This is a genomic window from Inquilinus sp. (assembly GCF_039594555.1).
Classification (GTDB): Bacteria; Pseudomonadota; Alphaproteobacteria; order DSM-16000; family Inquilinaceae; genus Inquilinus.
Window position 1 is genome coordinate 1 of record NZ_JBCNNF010000112.1, and the last position, 17,436, is coordinate 17,436.

General features: G+C 70.7%; 18 protein-coding genes. 12 read left to right on the forward strand and 6 right to left on the reverse strand.

The genetic code is table 11. From position 1 onward, the window contains the following. Both ABDW35_RS14100 and ABDW35_RS14105 read right to left on the reverse strand, forming a co-directional pair. The coding region (locus tag ABDW35_RS14100) for an MFS transporter (protein WP_343714505.1) at positions 1 to 766 on the reverse strand (766 nt) is incomplete at its 3' end. Between the two features lie 3 nt (positions 767 to 769). Further along, positions 770 to 1,378: a TetR/AcrR family transcriptional regulator gene (locus tag ABDW35_RS14105; RefSeq protein ID WP_343714506.1), complete on the reverse strand. Its 609-nt coding sequence runs from the start codon at positions 1,376 to 1,378 to the stop codon at positions 770 to 772. A 117-nt stretch (positions 1,379 to 1,495) separates the two neighbouring features. On the opposite strand from ABDW35_RS14105, the gene ABDW35_RS14110 reads away from it, so the two are divergent. Continuing rightward, entirely contained in the window at positions 1,496 to 2,275 is a 780-nt protein-coding gene (locus ABDW35_RS14110; RefSeq protein WP_343714507.1) for an enoyl-CoA hydratase-related protein, read from the forward strand. Positions 2,276 to 2,455: 180 nt separating this feature from the next. Here the strand turns inward: ABDW35_RS14110 and ABDW35_RS14115 are convergent, their stop codons facing one another. Next, complete coding sequence (locus ABDW35_RS14115; RefSeq protein ID WP_343714508.1) at positions 2,456 to 3,760, reverse strand: MFS transporter; 1,305 nt, start codon at positions 3,758 to 3,760, stop codon at positions 2,456 to 2,458. 227 nt (positions 3,761 to 3,987) lie between these two features. Here ABDW35_RS14115 and phnC point away from each other — a divergent pair, with 227 nt between their 5' ends. The 5 genes from phnC to ABDW35_RS14140 all read left to right on the forward strand — a co-directional run bounded on the left by phnC (position 3,988) and on the right by ABDW35_RS14140 (position 8,998). Beyond that, entirely contained in the window at positions 3,988 to 4,809 is an 822-nt protein-coding gene (gene phnC / locus ABDW35_RS14120) for a phosphonate ABC transporter ATP-binding protein (RefSeq protein ID WP_343714509.1), read from the forward strand. 67 nt (positions 4,810 to 4,876) lie between these two features. Beyond that, positions 4,877 to 5,815, forward strand: coding sequence for a phosphonate ABC transporter substrate-binding protein (gene phnD, locus ABDW35_RS14125; protein WP_343714510.1), 939 nt, complete (start codon positions 4,877 to 4,879; stop codon positions 5,813 to 5,815). A 186-nt stretch (positions 5,816 to 6,001) separates the two neighbouring features. Further along, on the forward strand, positions 6,002 to 6,901 hold the full coding sequence (gene phnE / locus ABDW35_RS14130; RefSeq protein WP_343714511.1) for a phosphonate ABC transporter, permease protein PhnE: 900 nt from the start codon (positions 6,002 to 6,004) through the stop codon (positions 6,899 to 6,901). After that, positions 6,901 to 7,779, forward strand: a complete 879-nt coding sequence (gene phnE / locus ABDW35_RS14135) for a phosphonate ABC transporter, permease protein PhnE (RefSeq protein ID WP_343714512.1) — start codon at positions 6,901 to 6,903, stop codon at positions 7,777 to 7,779. The genes phnE (ABDW35_RS14130) and phnE (ABDW35_RS14135) overlap by 1 nt, the downstream gene beginning before the upstream one ends. A 73-nt stretch (positions 7,780 to 7,852) precedes the next feature. Continuing rightward, complete coding sequence (locus ABDW35_RS14140; RefSeq protein WP_343714513.1) at positions 7,853 to 8,998, forward strand: DSD1 family PLP-dependent enzyme; 1,146 nt, start codon at positions 7,853 to 7,855, stop codon at positions 8,996 to 8,998. A gap of 104 nt (positions 8,999 to 9,102) precedes the next feature. On the opposite strand, the gene ABDW35_RS14145 is transcribed toward ABDW35_RS14140, so the two are convergent. After that, a complete protein-coding gene (locus ABDW35_RS14145; RefSeq protein ID WP_343714514.1) occupies positions 9,103 to 9,489 on the reverse strand; it encodes a winged helix-turn-helix domain-containing protein in 387 nt (128 codons plus the stop codon). Positions 9,490 to 9,575: 86 nt separating this feature from the next. Between ABDW35_RS14145 and ABDW35_RS14150 the strand changes: the two genes are divergently transcribed. Further along, on the forward strand, positions 9,576 to 9,803 hold the full coding sequence (locus tag ABDW35_RS14150; RefSeq protein ID WP_343714515.1) for a hypothetical protein: 228 nt from the start codon (positions 9,576 to 9,578) through the stop codon (positions 9,801 to 9,803). A 199-nt stretch (positions 9,804 to 10,002) separates the two neighbouring features. On the opposite strand, the gene ABDW35_RS14155 is transcribed toward ABDW35_RS14150, so the two are convergent. Further along, positions 10,003 to 11,403, reverse strand: coding sequence for an FAD-linked oxidase C-terminal domain-containing protein (locus tag ABDW35_RS14155; RefSeq protein ID WP_343714516.1), 1,401 nt, complete (start codon positions 11,401 to 11,403; stop codon positions 10,003 to 10,005). Positions 11,404 to 11,638: 235 nt separating this feature from the next. Between ABDW35_RS14155 and ABDW35_RS14160 the strand changes: the two genes are divergently transcribed. From ABDW35_RS14160 to ABDW35_RS14175, 4 genes are all read left to right on the forward strand, one after another. Further along, positions 11,639 to 12,352: a hypothetical protein gene (locus ABDW35_RS14160; RefSeq protein ID WP_343714517.1), complete on the forward strand. Its 714-nt coding sequence runs from the start codon at positions 11,639 to 11,641 to the stop codon at positions 12,350 to 12,352. 33 nt (positions 12,353 to 12,385) lie between these two features. Further along, positions 12,386 to 14,470, forward strand: a complete 2,085-nt coding sequence (locus tag ABDW35_RS14165; RefSeq protein WP_343714518.1) for an adenylate/guanylate cyclase domain-containing protein — start codon at positions 12,386 to 12,388, stop codon at positions 14,468 to 14,470. A 10-nt stretch (positions 14,471 to 14,480) separates the two neighbouring features. Next, complete coding sequence (locus tag ABDW35_RS14170; RefSeq protein ID WP_343714519.1) at positions 14,481 to 15,422, forward strand: M48 family metallopeptidase; 942 nt, start codon at positions 14,481 to 14,483, stop codon at positions 15,420 to 15,422. Between the two features lie 97 nt (positions 15,423 to 15,519). Continuing rightward, the gene (locus ABDW35_RS14175) at positions 15,520 to 16,248 is read left to right on the forward strand and encodes a TerB family tellurite resistance protein (protein ID WP_343714520.1); all 729 of its coding nucleotides are present in this window, start codon (positions 15,520 to 15,522) and stop codon (positions 16,246 to 16,248) included. Between the two features lie 65 nt (positions 16,249 to 16,313). Here ABDW35_RS14175 and ABDW35_RS14180 read toward each other — a convergent pair whose 3' ends face one another. Then, positions 16,314 to 16,790, reverse strand: a complete 477-nt coding sequence (locus ABDW35_RS14180) for a MarR family winged helix-turn-helix transcriptional regulator (RefSeq protein WP_343714521.1) — start codon at positions 16,788 to 16,790, stop codon at positions 16,314 to 16,316. Between the two features lie 96 nt (positions 16,791 to 16,886). Here ABDW35_RS14180 and ABDW35_RS14185 point away from each other — a divergent pair, with 96 nt between their 5' ends. Then, complete coding sequence (locus ABDW35_RS14185; RefSeq protein WP_343714522.1) at positions 16,887 to 17,255, forward strand: antibiotic biosynthesis monooxygenase family protein; 369 nt, start codon at positions 16,887 to 16,889, stop codon at positions 17,253 to 17,255. Positions 17,256 to 17,436: the final 181 nt, after the last annotated feature.

Genomic DNA, 17,436 nt, shown 5'->3' on the forward strand with positions numbered 1-17,436 from the left:
GGTCGATCATCGGCGTCGGGGCGCGGGCCTGGCGGCGCAGGAAGGCGGTCACCAGCGCGGCGCCGGCCAGGCCGATCGCGGCGGCCAGCCAGGGGTTCGCCCCGGCATGGGTGGTCTGCTTGACGGCATAGACCACGCCGATGATGCCGGCCATCGCCATCAGCAGGCCGGGCAGGTCCCAGGGGTGCTGTTCGCTGACGCGCCGGCCGGGCAGCAGCCAGGCGGCGAAGGGCAATGCTGTCAGCACGATCGGCACGTTGATCAGGAACACCGCGCCCCAATGGAAATGCTCCAGCAGCGCGCCGCCGACCACCGGGCCGAAGGCGGCGCCGCCCGACGCGACCGACGACCAGATGCCGATCGCGATCGCCCGCTCGCGCGGGTCGTCGAAGGCCAGGCGCAGGATCGACAGGGTGGCCGGCATCATCATCGCCCCGCCGAAGGCCAGGAAGGCGCGGCCGGCGATCAGCCATTCCGGGCCGGGGGCGACGGCGCAGGCGGCCGAGGCCAGGCCGAACACCGCCAGCCCCAGCAGCAGCAGGCGCTTGTGCCCGATGCGGTCGCCCAGCGTGCCGGCGGCCGGCAGCAGCCCGGCCATCAGCAGCGGATAGATGTCGATGATCCACAGCAGCTGCGACGCGCTGGGCCCCAGCGCCCGGTTCAGGGTCGGCACGGCGATGTGCAGCACGGTGGCGTCGATCGCCACCAGCAGCAGCGCGACCGAGATCACGGGCAGGATCGCCCAGCGGTTGACGGATCGGGTCATGGCTCAGGCTCCCGGGGCGAGGAGGCGGCGGACCATGGCGGGCAGGGCGGCGATGCCGGCGGCGATGTCGAAGCGCGGGTCGGTCGCCACCCGGGCGCTGAAGCCGTCGATCAGCATCAGCAGCCAGACCGCCGCCTGGTCGGGATCGAGGGCGGGATCGGCTTGGCCGATGGCGGCGGCACGGCCGACCAGATGGGCCAACGCCGGCCGCACCTCGGCGTCGCTGCGGTCCAGCACCGCCTGGATCTGCGGGTTGCGCGCGCCTTCGGACAGGATCTCCAGCCACAGCCGGTGTCCGGCGGCGTCGGTGGCCAGGGTCAGGAATCGCTCCAGCAGGGCGATGATCGCCGCCAGCGGGTCGTCGCTGTCCTCGACCTGCCGGAACAGCGCCGCCGTCTCCTCGCGCTCGGAATCGACCAGGGCGGCGATCATCGCCTCCTTGCTCGGGAAGTAGCGGTAGAGATTGCCGGCGCTCATCCCCGCCGCCTCGCAGATCTCGGCCATGCTGGTGGCATGGAAGCCGCGCCGGGCGAAGCAGCCATCGGCCGCCTCCAGGATGCGGCGGCGCTTCTCCTCGCGGCGGGTCAGGGGCTCGGCAACGGTCTCGGACATCGTCGATCAAGAATGAGAATGAACGTTCATTCTTGTGATTCGGCAAGCTGTGGTCAAGCGGCGGGAACCGTCTATTGTCGGCGCCACACCCTGCCGATCCGTTCCGCCGAGGCCATGATGACCGATACCCCGATCCGATGGTTCCGCGACGGCCGGCTGGCGCGGCTGCGGCTGCAGCGGCCGGCCCGGCACAACGCGATCAGTGCCGTGATGTGGCGGGCGCTGCCGGATCTGTGCCGCGAGATCGACGCCGACCCCGAGGTCGCGGCGGTGATCGTGGAGGGGGAGGGCGTTTTTTCCGCCGGGGCCGACATCACCGAATTCGGCACGGTCTTCGCCGATGCCGGCTCGACCGCCGCATACAATGCCGCCGTCCGGGCCGGGCTGGCGGCGGTGGAGGCGCTGGACCGGCCGAGCATCGCCCTGGTCCGCGGCCTGTGCGTCGGCGGCGGCTGCGGCCTGGCGCTGGCCTGCGACCTGCGCTTCGCCGGTAATACGGCGCGGCTGGGCATCACCCCGTCGCGGCTCGGCCTGGCCTACAGCTTCGCCGACACGCGGCGGCTGGTGCAGACGGTCGGGCCCGCCCGGGCCAAGGACATGCTGTTCTCCGGCCGCCTGATGGACGCCGCCGAGGCGCTGGCGATCGGGCTTGTCGACCGGGTGCTGCCGGATGGAGAGGTCGAGGCGGCGGCGCTGGGCTATGCCGGCGAGCTGGCGGAGCGGGCGCCGCTCAGCCTGCGCGCGGCCAAGCGGATGATCGAGACGATGATGGCCGGCGCCGACAGCGACACGGCCGAGACGGCGGCGCTGTATGAGGCCGCCTATCGCAGCGCGGATTTCCGCGAGGGGCAGACGGCCTTCGCGGAGCGCAGGCCGCCGAGGTTCCGGGGCTTATGATACGCGGCGAACCCATAAGAAGGATCGTCATCCCGTGCGCGCTGCGGCGCGAAGTGCCGCTGCGCAGACACGGGATCTCGGCACAGTCTGGATGAGATCCCGGGTCTGCGGCGCACCACTTCGTGCTGCGCCGCGCCCGGGATGACGGCGTGGTTGAAGGTCGACGAAGGACTCGCCGTCCTACTCCGCCGGCCGGATCCGGCCGTCCGCCGGCGGCTGGTGGCGGCGCAGGGCGGCCTGGACCACGAAGGTCATCAGGGCGCCCAGCACCATGCAGGCGGCCAGGAACCACATCGGCGCCAGCTGACTGCCGGTGACGTCGCCGATCCAGGGCACCGCGTTCTGGGCGATGAAGCCGCCGAGATTGCCGACCGAGTTGATCGCGGCGATGCCGGCCGCTGCCGTGGCGCCGGTCAGGAAGCTCGGCGGCAGCGACCAGAACACCGGCTGCGGTGCGAAGATGCCGGCGGCGGCGACGCAGAGCAGCGCGAACTTGAAGGCATTGCCCGGCACCACCACGCTCAGCGCCAGGCACACGGCCGCGATCAGCGCCGGGATCACGATGTGCCAGGTCTGGTCGCCGGTGCGGGCGGCGTTGCGCGGGATCCACCACAGCGCCAGGGCGACGCAGGCCCAGGGGATGATGTTGAGCAGGCCGTTGGCCGTGTTCGACACGCCGAAGCCCTTCACCACCGTCGGCAGCCAGTAGCTGAGCCCGTAGGCGCCGAGCGGGAAGGCTACGTAGAACAGCGCCAGCAGCTGCACCCGGCGGTCCAGCAGCGCCGCAAACGGGCTGCTGTGCTGGGTCTTGCCCTGGGCGTTCTCGCGCTCCAGCACGTCGTGCAGCCACTTCTTCTCGCCGGCGTCGAGGAATGTCGCCGTCTCCGGCCGGTCGGGCAGGAAGAAGTAGGTGACGACGCCCATCAGCACCGCCGGGATGCCGGTGGCGATGAACACCCACTCCCAGCCGCGCAGGCCCATCAGGCCGTCCATGTCCAGCAGCACGCCGCCGACGGTCGAGCCGACCGCGTTAGCCAGCGCGCTCCAGGCCATGAACAGCCCGACCATGCGGCCGCGATACATCTGCGGGAACCACAGCGTCAGCGCGAACAGCACGCCGGGGAAGAAGCCGGCCTCGGCCGCGCCCAGCAGGAAGCGCAGGATGTAGAACATCGTCGCGTTCTGGGTGAAGGCCAGCGCGATGGTGACCAGGCCCCAGGAGAAGATGATCCGGGCCAGCCAGCGGCGGGCGCCGACCCGGGCCAGGATCACGTTCGACGGCACCTCGAAGATGAAATAGCCGATGAAGAACAGCGAGGCGCCGAGGCCGTAGGCGGCTTCGCTGAGGCCGAGATCGCCGACCATCTGCAGCTTGGCGTAGCTGACGTTCTGGCGGTCGATATAGGCGATCAGATAGAGCAGGCCGAGGAATGGCATCAGCCGCCAGGTGATCTTGGAGATCGTCTGCGGGCGGGACTCTGGCAACGCGTTCTACTCCCTCAAATCGTATGATGATTTGCTGCCTTGGCGCGCAAAGAAGCCGCTTTGAGGGAGAACGTCAACCCGGGCGATGCGGTGCCGTCGGCGCCGGGGCGTTCATCGAAACGACATCTGGGAATCACGCGACTGTAACCCCGCTCTGTTAGGCCGTTCTCGCCGAGCGGCCATGACGTCCCGTCATGCGCCGCCCCGACCTGACCGGAGCGTGGCTGATGGCCGAACTCGTGATCGAAGGACTGACCAAGAGCTTCCGCGCCGTGAACGCGGTCGACGACGTCAGCCTGACGATCGCCCCCGGCCAGATGGTCGGCGTGATCGGCCGCTCCGGCGCCGGCAAGTCGACGATGCTGCGCCTGGTCAACCGGCTGGCCGACCCGACCGGCGGCCGCATCCTGTTCGACGGCGTCGACGTCACCCGGCTGAAGGGTAAGGCCCTGCGCGACTGGCGCGCCCGCTGCGCCATGATCTTCCAGCAGTTCAACCTGGTCACCCGCCTCGACGTGCTGACCAATGTGCTGCTCGGCCGCATCTCGCAGCACTGGACGCTGCCGTCGCTGTTCAAGCAGTTCGGCGAGCGCGAGCGCGCCTTCGCCATCCAGGCGCTGGACCGGCTCGACATGGCCCATGCCGCCCTGCAGCGCGCGGACACCCTGTCCGGCGGCCAGCAGCAGCGCGTCGCGATCGCCCGCGCCCTGCTGCAGGAGCCCGAGGTGCTGCTGGCGGACGAGCCGATCGCCTCGCTCGACCCGCGCAACGCCAAGATCGTGATGGACGCGCTGCGCGCCATCAACCGCGAGGACGGCATCACCGTCCTCGTCAACCTGCACACGCTCGACACCGCCCGGCACTACTGCGACCGGGTGGTCGGCATGGCCAAGGGCCGTGTCGTCTTCGACGGCGCGCCCGAGGCGCTGACCATGGAGGTGGTCGAGCGGATCTACGGTGTCGACGGCATGCGCGAGGCCCTGGACGAGCGCATCACCTCGACCGCGATCGAGCCCCGGACCGGCGAGCGCGAGCTGGTTCCGGTCTGAGCTCCAACCGACGGCTTCCGGCACATGCCGGACGGCCGAACCAAGTGTTCAGCAAAGGGGAAGACCCATGTTCATGCGGCGCACCATCCTCGCGGCGGCCACGGCTGCCGTCGCCCTCGCCGGCCTGGCCGGCACCGCCCTGGCGGCGGATCCGAGCTGGAAGAAGGACGTTCCGGTCATCCGCATCGGCATCCTCGGCGGCGAGAACGACGCCGACCGGCTGGCCCGCTACGACGGCTTCCAGAAGCTGCTCGAGACCACCTTCAACGTCGAGGTGAAGCTGTTCCCGGCCACCGACTATGCCGGCGTCATGCAGGGCATGGCCGCGGGCCAGCTCGACCTCGCCGAGTTCGGCGCCTCCGGCTATGCCGGGCTGTGGCTGGACTGCAAATGCGTCGAGCCGCTGGTGGTGCCGAAGGAAGACGACGGCTCGACCGGCTACTACTCGGTGCTGTTCGTCAAGTCGAGCAGCCCGTACCAGAAGCTCGAGGACCTGAAGGGCAAGTCGCTGGCCTTCGCGGACCCGAACTCGACCTCGGGCTATCTGATCCCGAACTTCCAGCTCAAGGACCAGGGCTACGACCCGGCCAGCTTCTTCGGCTCGACCGCCTTCTCCGGCGGGCATGAGCAGGGCGTGGTCGCGGTTATGAAGGGCCAGTACGACGCCGGCGTGACCTGGATCTCGGGCCAGGGCGACCCGGCCCAGGGCTACAGCCGCGGCGCGCTGCGCAGCATGGTCGACAAGAAGATGCTCGACATGAAGGACCTGCGCATCGTCTGGCAGTCGACCCTGATCCCGAACGGCCCGTGGGCGACCCGCACCGCCCTGCCGGAGGCGTTCCGCAAGGACATGCTCGACTTCCTGTCGAAGCTGCCGACCGAGCATCCGGACATCTACGAGGCGGTCGAGAAGGGCGCCGGCTCGGGCTACGCCCCGGTCAAGCACGACTTCTTCGACGGCATCATCAAGATGCGCGAGACCGAGGCCACGCAGCGCCGCAGCTGATCAGCCGCGCAGGCTGGGTTCGCCTCCGGCCGAACCCAGCCCGGTTCCCGGAATTCCCTTCACTGTCATTGCCGGGCTCGACCCGGCAATCCAGAGGATGTCGACAGTCTCTGGATGCCCGGATCAAGTCCGGGCATGACAGTTTGGGGAAAGCGCCTCGTACATATGGCGGCGATTGATCCCTTGATGACCCTCCTGTCCGAAACCCGTCCCGCCGATCCGGTCGCGGCCTTCGAGGCCGGGCGCCGGGCGCTGCTGCGCCAGCGGCGCCGCGCCACGCTGATCGGCCTGGTGCTGTTCCTCGCCGCAATCGTCGCCGGCGGATATATCGGCGAGTTCTATCCGTCGAAGCTGGCCGCCGGCCTGCCGCGGATCGGCGAGTATTTCCAGCGCACCCTGCCGACGCTGCATTGGGGCGAGCTGCTCTCCGACAGCAAGACCAAGGGGTCGGTCGCCTACTGGTACTACCGCGCCGGCAGCTACCTGGTGCTGCTATGGCAGACGGCGCAGATGGCGATCCTGGGCACTGTGCTGGGCGCCGCCGCGGCCCTGCTGCTCAGCTTTCCGGCCTCGCGCAACCTGGTGCGCAGCCATCTGATCTACCATCTCAGCCGCCGCTTCCTCGAGATCTGCCGCAGCGTGCCGGACATCGTCTACGCGCTGTGCTTCGTCTGGGCCTATGGCGTCGGGCCACTGGCCGGCATCCTGGCCATGGCGGTGCACACCACCGGCGCGCTGGGCAAGCTGTTCTCGGAGGTCAACGAGGCGGTCGACGACAAGCCGCTGGAGGGCATCCGCGCCGCCGGCGGCACCTGGGTCCAGATCATGCGCTTCGGCGTGCTGCCGCAGGTGCTGCCGAGCTTCCTGTCCTACGGGCTGCTGCGGCTGGAGATCAACATCCGCTCGGCCTCGGTGCTGGGCTTCGTCGGCGCCGGCGGCATCGGGCAGGAGCTCTACTACATCGTCAGCTTCAACTATTACGAGGAGCTGAGCGCGCTGGTGCTGATGATCGTCGCGGCGGTGACGCTGATCGATCTCGGCTCCGAACGGCTGCGCTCGGTCTTCCTGCCGCGGGAGGCGCATTGATGGGCACTCGTTTCGCCCAGATCCGCCCGATCGACGTCGACCATGCCCGCGCCGCCCTGCCGCGCGCCTTCGGCCGGTCCTGGGGCGAAAGGCTGCTGCGCAACGGGCTCTTGGCACTGGCCGCCGCCTATCTCGGCTACCTGCTCTGGACCTTCGATGTCTCGCCGGCCCGGCTCTACGAAGGGCTGGTCAGCCCGAACGGCATCTTCGTCATCGCCGCGCAGATGGTGTCCTGGCACGGCATGGCCGACTGGCAGTATGGCGAGATCATCACCGCGCTGGGCCAGACCGTCGCCATGGCCTTCATCGGCACGCTGCTGGCCTCGCTGATCGCGATCCCGCTCGGCTTCCTCGGCGCCCGCAACATCATGCCGCTCGGCGTCCTGCGCTTCGGCTTCCGCCGGCTGTTCGACGGGCTGCGCGGCGTCGATCAGCTGATCTGGGCGCTGGTGTTCGTGCGCGCGGTCGGGCTCGGCCCCCTGGCCGGCATCCTCGCCATCTGCGTCTCCGACATCGGCTCCCTGTCCAAGCTCTACGCCGAAGCGATCGAGACGGCGGAGAAGAAGCAGATCGAGGGGGTGCGCTCGACCGGCGCCTCGACCCTGGCGGTGCTGCGCTTCGGCGTGCTGCCGCAGGCGATCCCGCTGTTCCTGTCGCAGGCGCTGTACTTCTTCGAATCCAACACCCGCTCGGCCACCATCCTCGGCATCGTCGGCGCCGGCGGCATCGGGCTGCAGATCTCCGAGCGCATCAAGATCCTGGCCTGGGACCAGGTTGCCTTCATCCTGATCCTGGTGCTGGCCGTGGTCGCGCTGATCGACACCCTGTCGAAGTGGTTGCGGCTGAAGCTGATCGGGCGCGAGGCGGCGCGGGGCTGATACCAGGCCTGTTCGATAGATCCCGGGTGCCGGGCCGGCTAAGGTCCGCATCGAGATCAACGACAGGCCTGCGATGACCGCCGCCCAAACCCTCGGCTCCCTGCCCACGCCCAGCCTGGTCCTCGATGAAGGGCGCATGCTGCGGAACGTCTCCCGGCTGCGCCGTCACCTCGACGGGCTCGGCGTTCCGCTGCGGCCGCATCTGAAGACGGTGAAGTCGGTCGAGGCCGCCCGGCGCGTGCTGGCCGGCGGGCACGGCCCGGCCACCGTCTCGACCCTGAAGGAGGCGGAGGTCTTCGCCGCGGCGGGCGTCCGCGACATCCTCTACGCCGTCGGCATCGCGCCGCAGAAGCTGCCCCGCGTGCTCGCCCTGCGGGAAGCGGGCTGCGACCTGTCGGTGGTGCTGGATTCCCCCGAGCAGGCCTGGGCGGTGGTGGAAGCCTCGCGCCGGGCCGGGGACGCCATCCCGGCGCTGATCGAGATCGATTCGGATGGCCACAGGTCCGGCTTGCTGCCGGATGATCCCGCCGTGATCGAGATCGGCCGGATCCTGCAGGGGCAGGGGGCCGCCCTGCGCGGCGTCGTCACCCATGCCGGCGAAAGCTACGGCGCGGTGGGCGCCGAGGCGCTGGCCGCCTTCGCCGAGCGCGAGCGGTCCGCCGCCGTGGCCGCGGCGGCGGCGCTGCGGGCTGCCGGCCTGCCCTGCCCGGTGGTCAGCGTCGGCTCGACCCCCACCGCCCATTTCGCCCGCGACCTGTCCGGTGTCACCGAGGTGCGGGCCGGCGCCTTCGTCTTCTTCGATCTGGTGATGGCCGGCATCGGCGTCTGCACGCCCGACGACATCGCGCTGTCGGTGCTGGCCACGGTGATCGGGCACCAGCGGGAGCGCGGCTGGATCATGGTGGATGCCGGCTGGATGGCGCTATCGCGCGACCGCGGCACGGCGAACCAGGCGGTGGACCAGGGCTATGGCCTGGTCTGCGACGTCGAGGGCCGCATCCTGGACGACCTCGTCGTCGCCTCGGCGAACCAGGAGCACGGCATCGTCGCGCTGCGGCCCGGCAGCCGGGCCGCGCTGCCGGACCTGCCGCTGGGCACCCGGCTGCGCATCCTGCCCAATCACGCCTGCGCCACGGGCGCGCAATTCGCCGGCTACGAGGTGCTGCCGGCCAACCCGGCCGCGCCGCTGGCGCATTGGCCCCGCTTCAACGGCTGGTGAGACCGATGCTGTTCATCCCCGAACGCGAGCCAGCGACGCCCTGATGCATGGGCGAGGGGACAGGGCCGGAAGCCGGCAGGCCCCGGCAAGGAGATCGCGATCTTCTAGTCCTTGACCTCCGCCGGCTGCGGCGCGGCCTCGCCCGGCGCCGCGGTGGCGGTCTGAAGCCCGGCCAGCCGCCGCGCCACGCTGGCCGCCGTCTCCTGCTCGATGGCGCGGTACTGCTCGACCAGCCATTGGCCGAAGGGGGTCAGCGCGGCGCCGCCGCCCTGCGGGCCGCCATGCCGGGTCTCGATCACCTTCTCGCGGAAGCAGCCGTTCAGGCTGTCGATCAGCAGCCAGGCGCGGCGATAGGACATGCCCATCGCCCGCCCGGCGGCGGAGATCGAGCCGGTCTCGGCGATGTGCTCGAGCAGCCCGATCTTGCCGGGGCCGAGCTGCCGGTCCGGGCCGGCGGGGTCGAAGTCGATGCGGATGCGCAGCCTGGGCATGATTGTGCCATGATACGGGCTGGCGGCGCCGGGGGGAACTCGGCACCGCAGTCTCCGTTGAGAGAACAGGCGACAAGGAGGCCACGATGTCTGCTGCCGAGCCGCGCCAGGCCGAGCCGGCGCCGGACGACAAGGTCGACGAGGCGATCGCGGAGTCTTTCCCGGCCAGCGATCCCCCGGCCTATCCGGCGGGTGTGACCAGCGGCGCGCCCAGCCACGAGGCCGCCGCGCCGGAACCGAAGCGCAACGCCCCGGTCGTCGCGGTCATCGCCGTGGCCGCGGTCATCGTGCTGCTCTGGGCCCTCTTCGGGTAGTGGTATCGCCATCGGCGCAACCCGCCCCCTGATTGTCATGCCCGGGCTTGACCGGGCATCCAGAGATGTCGAAGCCGCTCCGGGTAGCCCCTGGATCGCCGGGTCAAGCCCGGCGATGACAACAGAAATTAGGCTCTACGCCTTCTGCACCCGAAAATCCTCAGCCGGCCGGCTGTGGGCAATGGCACGGGGGGCCGCCTCAATTCCCCGGCAGCACCTTGCCGGGGTTGAGGATGCCGGCGGGGTCCAGCGCCCGCTTCAGCGACTGCATCACCGCGACGCCGTCGCCGTGCTCCTGTTCCAGGAAGCGGATCTTGCCGTAGCCGATGCCGTGCTCGCCGGTGCAGGTGCCGCCCATCGCCAGGGCCCGCATCACCAGCCGATCGTGGAAGGCCTCGGCGCGGGCGATCTCCTCATGGTCGTCGGGGTTGAGGATCATGCAGGTGTGGAAGTTGCCGTCGCCGACATGGCCGACGATCGGCGCCACCAGGCCGCTGGCCGCGATGTCGGCCTTGGTCTCGACCAGGCAGTCGGCCAGCCGGCTGATCGGCACGCAGACATCGGTCGGCATGCCGCGGCAGCCCGGGCGCAGGGCGATGCCGGCGTAATAGGCCTTGTGCCGCGCCTCCCACAGCCGGGTCCGGTCCTCGGGCCTGGTCGCCCAGCTGAAGTCGCCGCCGCCATTCTCCTGCGCCAGCGCCTTGACCGTCTCGGCCTGCTCCGCCACCCCGGCCTCGGTGCCGTGGAACTCGAAGAACAGCGTCGGCGCCACCTCCAGGTCCAGCTTGGAATAGGCGTTGCAGGCGCCGATCTGCACCTCGTCCAGCAGCTCGATCCGCGCCACCGGGATGCCGAGCTGGATGGTCGCGATCACCGTGTTCACCGCGTCGGCCACGGTCGGGAAGGCGCAGACGGCCGACGAGATGGCTTCCGGGATGCCGTACAGCTTCAGCGTCACCTCGGTGATCAGGCCCAGCGTGCCCTCCGACCCGACGAACAGCCGGGTCAGGTCGTAGCCGGCGGAGGATTTGCGCGCCCGGCCGCCGGTGCGGATGATCCGGCCGTCGGCCAGCACCACGGTCAGCCCCAGCACGTTGTCGCGCATGGTGCCGTAGCGCACCGCGTTGGTGCCGGAGGCGCGGGTCGCCGCCATGCCGCCCAGGCTGGCATCGGCGCCGGGGTCGATCGGGAAGAACAGGCCGGTGTCGCGCAGATGCTCGTTCAGCTGCTTGCGCGTCACCCCGGCCTCGACCGTGCAGTCGAGATCCTCGGCCGACACCCGCGTCACCCGGTTCATCTGCGACAGGTCGATGGTGACGCCGCCGCGCAGCGCCGCGATGCCGCCTTCCAGCGAGGTGCCGGTGCCGTAGGGCACCACCGGCACCTCATGCTCGGCGCAGATCCGCATCACCGCCGCCACCTCCTCGGTCGATTGCGGGAAGGCCACCGCATCGGGTGGCATGGTCGGGTGCCAGGTCTCCTCCCGCCCATGCTGCTCGCGCACCGCGGCGGCGGTGGAGAAGCGGTCGCCCAGCAGGGCGCTGAGGGCGGCGACGGCGCGGTCGGCGAGGGCGGGGCGATGCGATTGGGGAACGGCCATGATCCGCTTAAAAGGTCAGACATAAAGGCCCATCGACCTTAAGCCTGCTGCGTCCGCGCGGCAAGAATGCGCCGCCGGCGCCCTGCCGCCGCAATCCCGTGGCGCGGCCGCCGTCAAGCCGACACAAAGGCGGGGCATTTGACTTCCCATCGGCGACAGACCAGCATTCGCCGAAATTTTCGGGTCGGGGTGGCCACATATGAACAAGTTTATTTCAACATGGTTTGCCGCCGTGATGATGGCGATCATCCTGGTCCCGACGACGGCGTCCGCCCAGTTCGACGGGCTGCTGCGGGATCTTCTGCCCGCCGTCACCAACCCTGACTCCGGCAGTTCCGACACCCGTGTCCCCGGCGGGGCGCCGGCCGCGCAGGTGACGGCGATCAGCGGCGCCCCGGATGCAGGGGTGGAGGTCACCGACAGCGTCTATCCCGGCCAGACCATCGATCTCGGCCGCGGCGGCCGCCTGACCCTCGCTTACGGCGACGGCTGCACGGTCGAGACCATCCGCGGCGGCATCGTCACCGTCGGCTCCGGCTCCAGCCGCGTCATCGGCGGCCAGGTGCAGACCAGCCGCGCCGGCTGCGGCCGCACCCAGGTCGCCGTCGACGCCCGGTCGGCCGAGGCCGGGGCGGGGGTCGCCCGGCTCAATGCCGAGGCTCGCCGGTCGGACAGCCCGTTCAGCCAGAGCGTCTGGGCCGAGACCACCGTCTCCTCCGCCCGGCCGCAATTCTCGGGCGCCGACGGCGCGGTGCGCATCGTGATGCTGGACGCGCCGACGCCGCAGACGGTGTGGGAGGGCGAGGGCGGCAGCGGCTTCCGCTATCCGGGCAACGCGCCGAAGCTGGAGACCGGCGTGCCCTACCGGATCGAGGCGGGCGGCCGGTCCGCGGTGTTCTCGATCGACCCCGGCGCCAAGGGGGCGGGCGGCACGGTCGTGCTGCGCTGACGCGCGGCCCGCGGCTTCCCTCCCGTCCGGATGATGCGAAGGCTCCGCCGCCTGGCCGTGGCGCTCGGGATCGGCCTGGTCCTGGGCGGCGCGCTGATGCTGCCCGGCGCCGCCTTCCTGCAGCGGCTGGGCGTCGACGCGCTGCTGTGGCTCGACCAGCCGCTCGGCTGGACCCGCCGGGCGCTGCCCGACCGCCTGCCGGTGGCGGTGGTGGCGATCCGGGAGGAGACCTACCGCACTCCGCCGCTGCAGAACCGCCCGAAGGTGGCGTGGACGCCGGAACTCGGCTTCGTGCTGGCCGCGCTGGCCCAGGGCGGGGCGGCGGTGATCGGCCTCGACGAGGTCTATCCGACGACGCTCGACCTGCCGGACCTCAAGCCGAATTACGACCGGCCGCTGAAGCAGGCGCTGGCGGCTCTCGGCCCCGCCGGCAAGGCGGTGCTGGGCTATGCTCAGTCCGGCGACCTGGCGGTGCGGCCGGAGCGGGGCCAGGTGATCGCGGTCGGCGGGGACGCCAATCTGCGCCCGCTCAACCTGGTCCGCGACCAGGACGAGGTGGTCCGCCTCTACCCCACCCATCTGCCGCTGCAGGGCGGCGCGGGCGAGACCCCGTCCTTCGCGACCGAGCTGGTGTCCCGCGCCGGCATCGCGGTGCCTCAGGGCGAGCCGCTGATCGACTTCACCATCGGGCCGCGGGACGTGCCGGTCTACGAATTCGCCGACCTGGCCGCCTGCGCCAAGGCCGGCCAGGTCGACTTCTTCCGCCGGGAGTTCGCCGGCCGCATCGTCATCATCGGCGGCGTGCTCGATGTCGAGGACCGGCACACCACCCCGCGCCGGGTGCTGGAGGAGGTGGCCGACCACGAGCCGGCGGCGCGCTGCGGGCCTGCGCCCGGGCAGCCCGTATCCACCATCGGCCGCCGCACCACGCCGGGCACCCAGATCCACGCCATCGCCGCGCTGACCCTCGCCCTGGGCCGCGCGCCGCAGCTGCCGCCGCCGCCGGTGGCCGGCCTCGTGGTGGGCGCGGCCGCGGCCGGGTTGGGCGCCGTGCTGTTCGGGCTGGCGCCGCTGTGGGGGCTGCTGGCGCTGTTCGGCGCCGCGGCGATCGCCGTCCTGGCCTCGCTGCTCGCGCTCGGTGCCGGCGTGGTCCTGCCCCTGATGCCGCTGCTGCCGGCCTTCGCCCTGACCTACACCGCGATCTATGTCTACCGCTTCACGGTCGAGGACCGGACGCGGCGGCGCGTGGTCCATGCCTTTCGCCACTACCTGGCCCCGGCGCTGGTCGAGCAGCTGGCCGAGAATTCCGACGCGCTGCATCTGCGCGGCGAGATCCGGCCGGTGACCGTCGCCTTCTACGACATTGCCGGCTTCACCAGCATGAGCGAGCGGCTGCAGCACGAGCCGGAACGGCTGGTCGCGGTGGTGAACGGCCTGCTGGCCAAGGTCGCCGACGCGATCGAGCGCCATGGCGGCTATGTCGACAAGTTCATCGGCGACGCGGTGATGGCGGTGTGGGGCGCGCCGCTGCCCGACCCGCATGCCGCCGAGCACGCGGTCGCGGCCGGGCTGGACGCCTTCGCCGCGCTCGACGACTACAATCGCGGCCTGGTGGAGGGGCAGGGGCTGCCGTCGCTGGGCCTGCGGGCCGGGATCAATTCGGGCTGGGCCGTGGTCGGCAATGTCGGGTCGCCGACCCGCCTCAACTACACCGTGCTGGGCGATGCGGTGAACCTGGCCGCCCGGCTGGAGGGCGCCAACAAGGCCTACGGCACCCGGCTGATGGTGGGCGAGCTGACCTACCGCCAGCTGCCGCGCCGCTACCTGATGCGCCGGCTCGACCACCTGGTGGTCAAGGGCAAGGCGCGGCCGGTCCGGGTCTACGAGGCGCTCGGCACCGCCGGCGACCTGCCGCCCGAGGCGGCCGAGGGCGTGCGGCGGTTCCACGCCGCCCTGGCCCTCTATTACCGCCGCCGCTTCGCCGAGGCGGTCGAACGGTTCGCGGCGCTGGCCGATGCCGACCCGGTGGCCGCGCTGTACCGCGATCGGGCCGAGGCCTATGCCGCGGCGCCGCCGCCCGCCGATTGGGACCGCAGCCACAGCCTGACCACGAAATGAGAGGGGCAAATTGACAACACCCATCACCCTGCCGCGCCGCGGCTTCCTCGCCGGGGCCGGCATCAGCCTCGCCGCGCTCACGCTCGTCGGCTGCCAGACCGCGCAGGACTACGCCAACGACCCGATGGGGGCGGCGAACACGTTCAGCAAGCTGCTCGGGTCCCATGGCGAGAGCGCGCCGGTCGATGAGACGGCGCTGGGCGAGGGGCTGTATCCGCGCCTGGTGGCGCAGTCCGGCGGGGCCTACAGCAATGCCCGGATCCAGTCGGCCGTGCGCAGCTTCGCCCAGCCGCTGTTTCGGGTGTCCAAGCGGCCGTTCCGCTGGGAGATCACGGTGCTGGACGACAACAGCCCCAACGCCTGGTCGCTGCCCGGCGGCAAGCTCGGCATCAACAAGGGCATGCTGCGCTACGTCGCCAGCGAGTCCGAGCTGGCGGCCGTGATCGCGCATGAGATGGGCCATGCCGAGCTGAGCCACCAGATCACCGAGCTGGAGAGCAAGGGGTCCACCGACAAGCTGGTCGCGTTCTTCAAGGACGTGGCGCAGCGCGAGATCGACGCCAAGGTCTCCGGCCTGCACGACCTGACCAGCCGGGGGCTGGACCAGCTGGCCCCGGCGATGTCCGAGCTGATCACCTCCGGCTATTCGCGCGACCATGAACGCGAGGCCGATGCCTATATCCTGACCGTGTTCCGCGCCACCGGCTACGACCCGCGCCAGGCCTCGGCCGTGTTCAAGACGCTGGATTCGCTGGTGCCGCCGGGCGAGGACAAGACCACCTCGCTGTTCTCCACCCATCCCGGCACCCGCGACCGGATCGAGCGGCTGGACGAGGCGGCGGCGCGCCTGCCGGCCGGCGGCGGCGCCTCGGGCTCGGCGGATTTCGCCACGATCAAGGCGGTGTTCCCGACCCGGCGCTATTATCTGCGCAACCCGGCGGAGGCCAGCTGAGCCGCTGAGACCCCGCGTCATCGCAACCCATCCGTTCCGCCGCGCGAACTGCTATCATGGCGGCAAGGGGCGGCCTATCGGTGAAGCGGAACGAGGGATGAGCATCTGGGGCAAGATCGTCGGCGCGGCCGCGGGCATGGCCATGGGCGGCCCGATCGGGGCGCTGCTGGGCGCCGTGGCCGGCCATGCCGTCGACTGGTATCGCGACCAGCCGCCGGCCGACGGCGATGCCACCCAGCACATCGCCTTCACCATCGGCGTGATCGCGCTGGGCGCCAAGATGGCCAAGGCCGACGGCACGGTGACGCCGGAGGAGGTGACCGCCTTCCGCCGGGTGTTCCGCGTGCCGCCCGAGGAAGAGCCGAATGTCGAGCGGCTGTTCAACCTGGCGCGCCGCGATTCCGCGGGGTTCGAGCCCTATGCCCGGCAGCTCGCCGGCATGTTCAAGGACCGGCCGGAGGTGCTGGAGGAGCTGCTGCAGTGCCTGTTCACCATCGCCAAGGCCGATGGCGACGTGAAGCCGGCGGAGCTCGACTATCTGCGCGCCGTGGCCGGGCTGTTCGGCCTTGGCCAGTCCGACTTCCACCGGCTCTGCGCCGAGGAATGCGCCGGCTGCGACGTCGACCCCTACGGCGTGCTGGGGGTGGAGCGGCAGATCGACGATGAGAGCCTGAAGGCGGCCTATCGCCGGCTGATCCGCGAGCATCACCCGGACCGGCTGATCGCCCGCGGCATGCCGGCCGATTTCATCGCCGTGGCCACCGACAAGATGGCCCGCATCAACGCCGCCTACGACATCATCCGGCGCGAGCGCAAGCTGGCCTGAGGCGCGGCCGCGACAGGTCCAGCACCACGGCGGCCGTCACCGCCCGGCCTGATCGCGCCGGAGGGTCAGGCCTGGTCTCCGGCCTCTCCATCCGCCTCCAGCGCCCGGCGCAGCGCCGCCATGACCCGGTGCGTCGTCTCGATGTCCTCGACCCGAAGCCCGTCCGCGAGCCGGTTGACCCATGGCGCCTGCAGGCTCATCGCGGTGTCATAGGCTTGCCGCCCCTTCTCCGTCAGCACGACGAGCTGCGCCCGCCGGTGATGCGGGTTGGGCCGGAAGGTGACCAGCCCGTCCTGTTCCAGGTCGTTGACGATGCGCTGGACGTTCTGGCGGTTGCCGCCCATGTCGCGCGCCAGCCAGGCGACCGGCTGCGGCCGGTCCGCGGCGACGATGGTGCCGAGCACCTGCCAGCGGGCGCTGGTCAGGCCGAGGCCGGCGACCAGCCGATCGCCCGCGGCGAGCACGCGGCTGTGCAGCCGGAACAGGTCCATGAACAGGTCGGTCAGGGCGGCCCCGGCCGGTGTCCGTTGGGTCTCTGGCATGAGTCAGGATGCTCCATATTGACATCATGATGTCAATTCAGTATGTGTCTATCGTACCAAATCGACATCATGCTCTCAAATCCGATGGAGCTGGCCATGCCGCAGATGCGCCCCCTCGACCCCGCCTTCCCGATCGACCGCCAGATCGCCGTCGATGCCGCTCCGGTCGTGCTGGTCAACGTCTTCACGCTCGACAGGGCCGACGAGCAGACCTTCCTCCAGGCCTGGCAGGCGGATGCCGAGATCATGAAGCGCCAGCCCGGCTTCATCTCGACCCAGCTGCACCGCGCGGTCGGCGACAGCCCGGCCTATCTGAACTATGCCGTCTGGGAATCGACGGCCCATTTCCGCGCCGCCTTCGCGCATCCGGAATTCAGGGCGAAGCTCTCGGCCTATCCGGCCTCGGCCGTCGCCTCGCCGCACCTGTTCCAGAAGGTCGCGGTGCCCGGCATCTGCGTCGCCTAGGCGATGCGGGCTCGCATGGGGCCGGCCCATTCCGTCTCGCCGTCCATCTGAGCCTGAGGTCACACAATATTCATTGCGCAGCCGGCTCATTTCGTTCATGATATGTTCTATGAACACGGCGTGCTCCGTCCCGACCCCGCAGCCGACCGCCCCGGTTCTCGACCCGACCGAGGCGGCGCGC

Excerpts from the sequence above, each read along its gene's own strand:
- phnE (WP_343714511.1), top strand. The coding sequence starts at position 6,002 with ATGACCCTCCTGTCCGAAACCCGTCCCGCCGATCCGGTCGCGGCCTTC.
- ABDW35_RS14165 (WP_343714518.1), top strand. The coding sequence starts at position 12,386 with ATGCGAAGGCTCCGCCGCCTGGCCGTGGCGCTCGGGATCGGCCTGGTC.
- ABDW35_RS14140 (WP_343714513.1), top strand. The coding sequence starts at position 7,853 with ATGACCGCCGCCCAAACCCTCGGCTCCCTGCCCACGCCCAGCCTGGTC.
- ABDW35_RS14155 (WP_343714516.1), bottom strand. The coding sequence starts at position 11,403 with ATGGCCGTTCCCCAATCGCATCGCCCCGCCCTCGCCGACCGCGCCGTC.
- ABDW35_RS14110 (WP_343714507.1), top strand. The coding sequence starts at position 1,496 with ATGACCGATACCCCGATCCGATGGTTCCGCGACGGCCGGCTGGCGCGG.
- phnD (WP_343714510.1), top strand. The coding sequence starts at position 4,877 with ATGTTCATGCGGCGCACCATCCTCGCGGCGGCCACGGCTGCCGTCGCC.
- phnC (WP_343714509.1), top strand. The coding sequence starts at position 3,988 with ATGGCCGAACTCGTGATCGAAGGACTGACCAAGAGCTTCCGCGCCGTG.
- ABDW35_RS14145 (WP_343714514.1), bottom strand. The coding sequence starts at position 9,489 with ATGCCCAGGCTGCGCATCCGCATCGACTTCGACCCCGCCGGCCCGGAC.
- ABDW35_RS14105 (WP_343714506.1), bottom strand. The coding sequence starts at position 1,378 with ATGTCCGAGACCGTTGCCGAGCCCCTGACCCGCCGCGAGGAGAAGCGC.
- ABDW35_RS14150 (WP_343714515.1), top strand. The coding sequence starts at position 9,576 with ATGTCTGCTGCCGAGCCGCGCCAGGCCGAGCCGGCGCCGGACGACAAG.
- ABDW35_RS14175 (WP_343714520.1), top strand. The coding sequence starts at position 15,520 with ATGAGCATCTGGGGCAAGATCGTCGGCGCGGCCGCGGGCATGGCCATG.
- ABDW35_RS14180 (WP_343714521.1), bottom strand. The coding sequence starts at position 16,790 with ATGCCAGAGACCCAACGGACACCGGCCGGGGCCGCCCTGACCGACCTG.
- phnE (WP_343714512.1), top strand. The coding sequence starts at position 6,901 with ATGGGCACTCGTTTCGCCCAGATCCGCCCGATCGACGTCGACCATGCC.
- ABDW35_RS14160 (WP_343714517.1), top strand. The coding sequence starts at position 11,639 with ATGATGGCGATCATCCTGGTCCCGACGACGGCGTCCGCCCAGTTCGAC.
- ABDW35_RS14185 (WP_343714522.1), top strand. The coding sequence starts at position 16,887 with ATGCCGCAGATGCGCCCCCTCGACCCCGCCTTCCCGATCGACCGCCAG.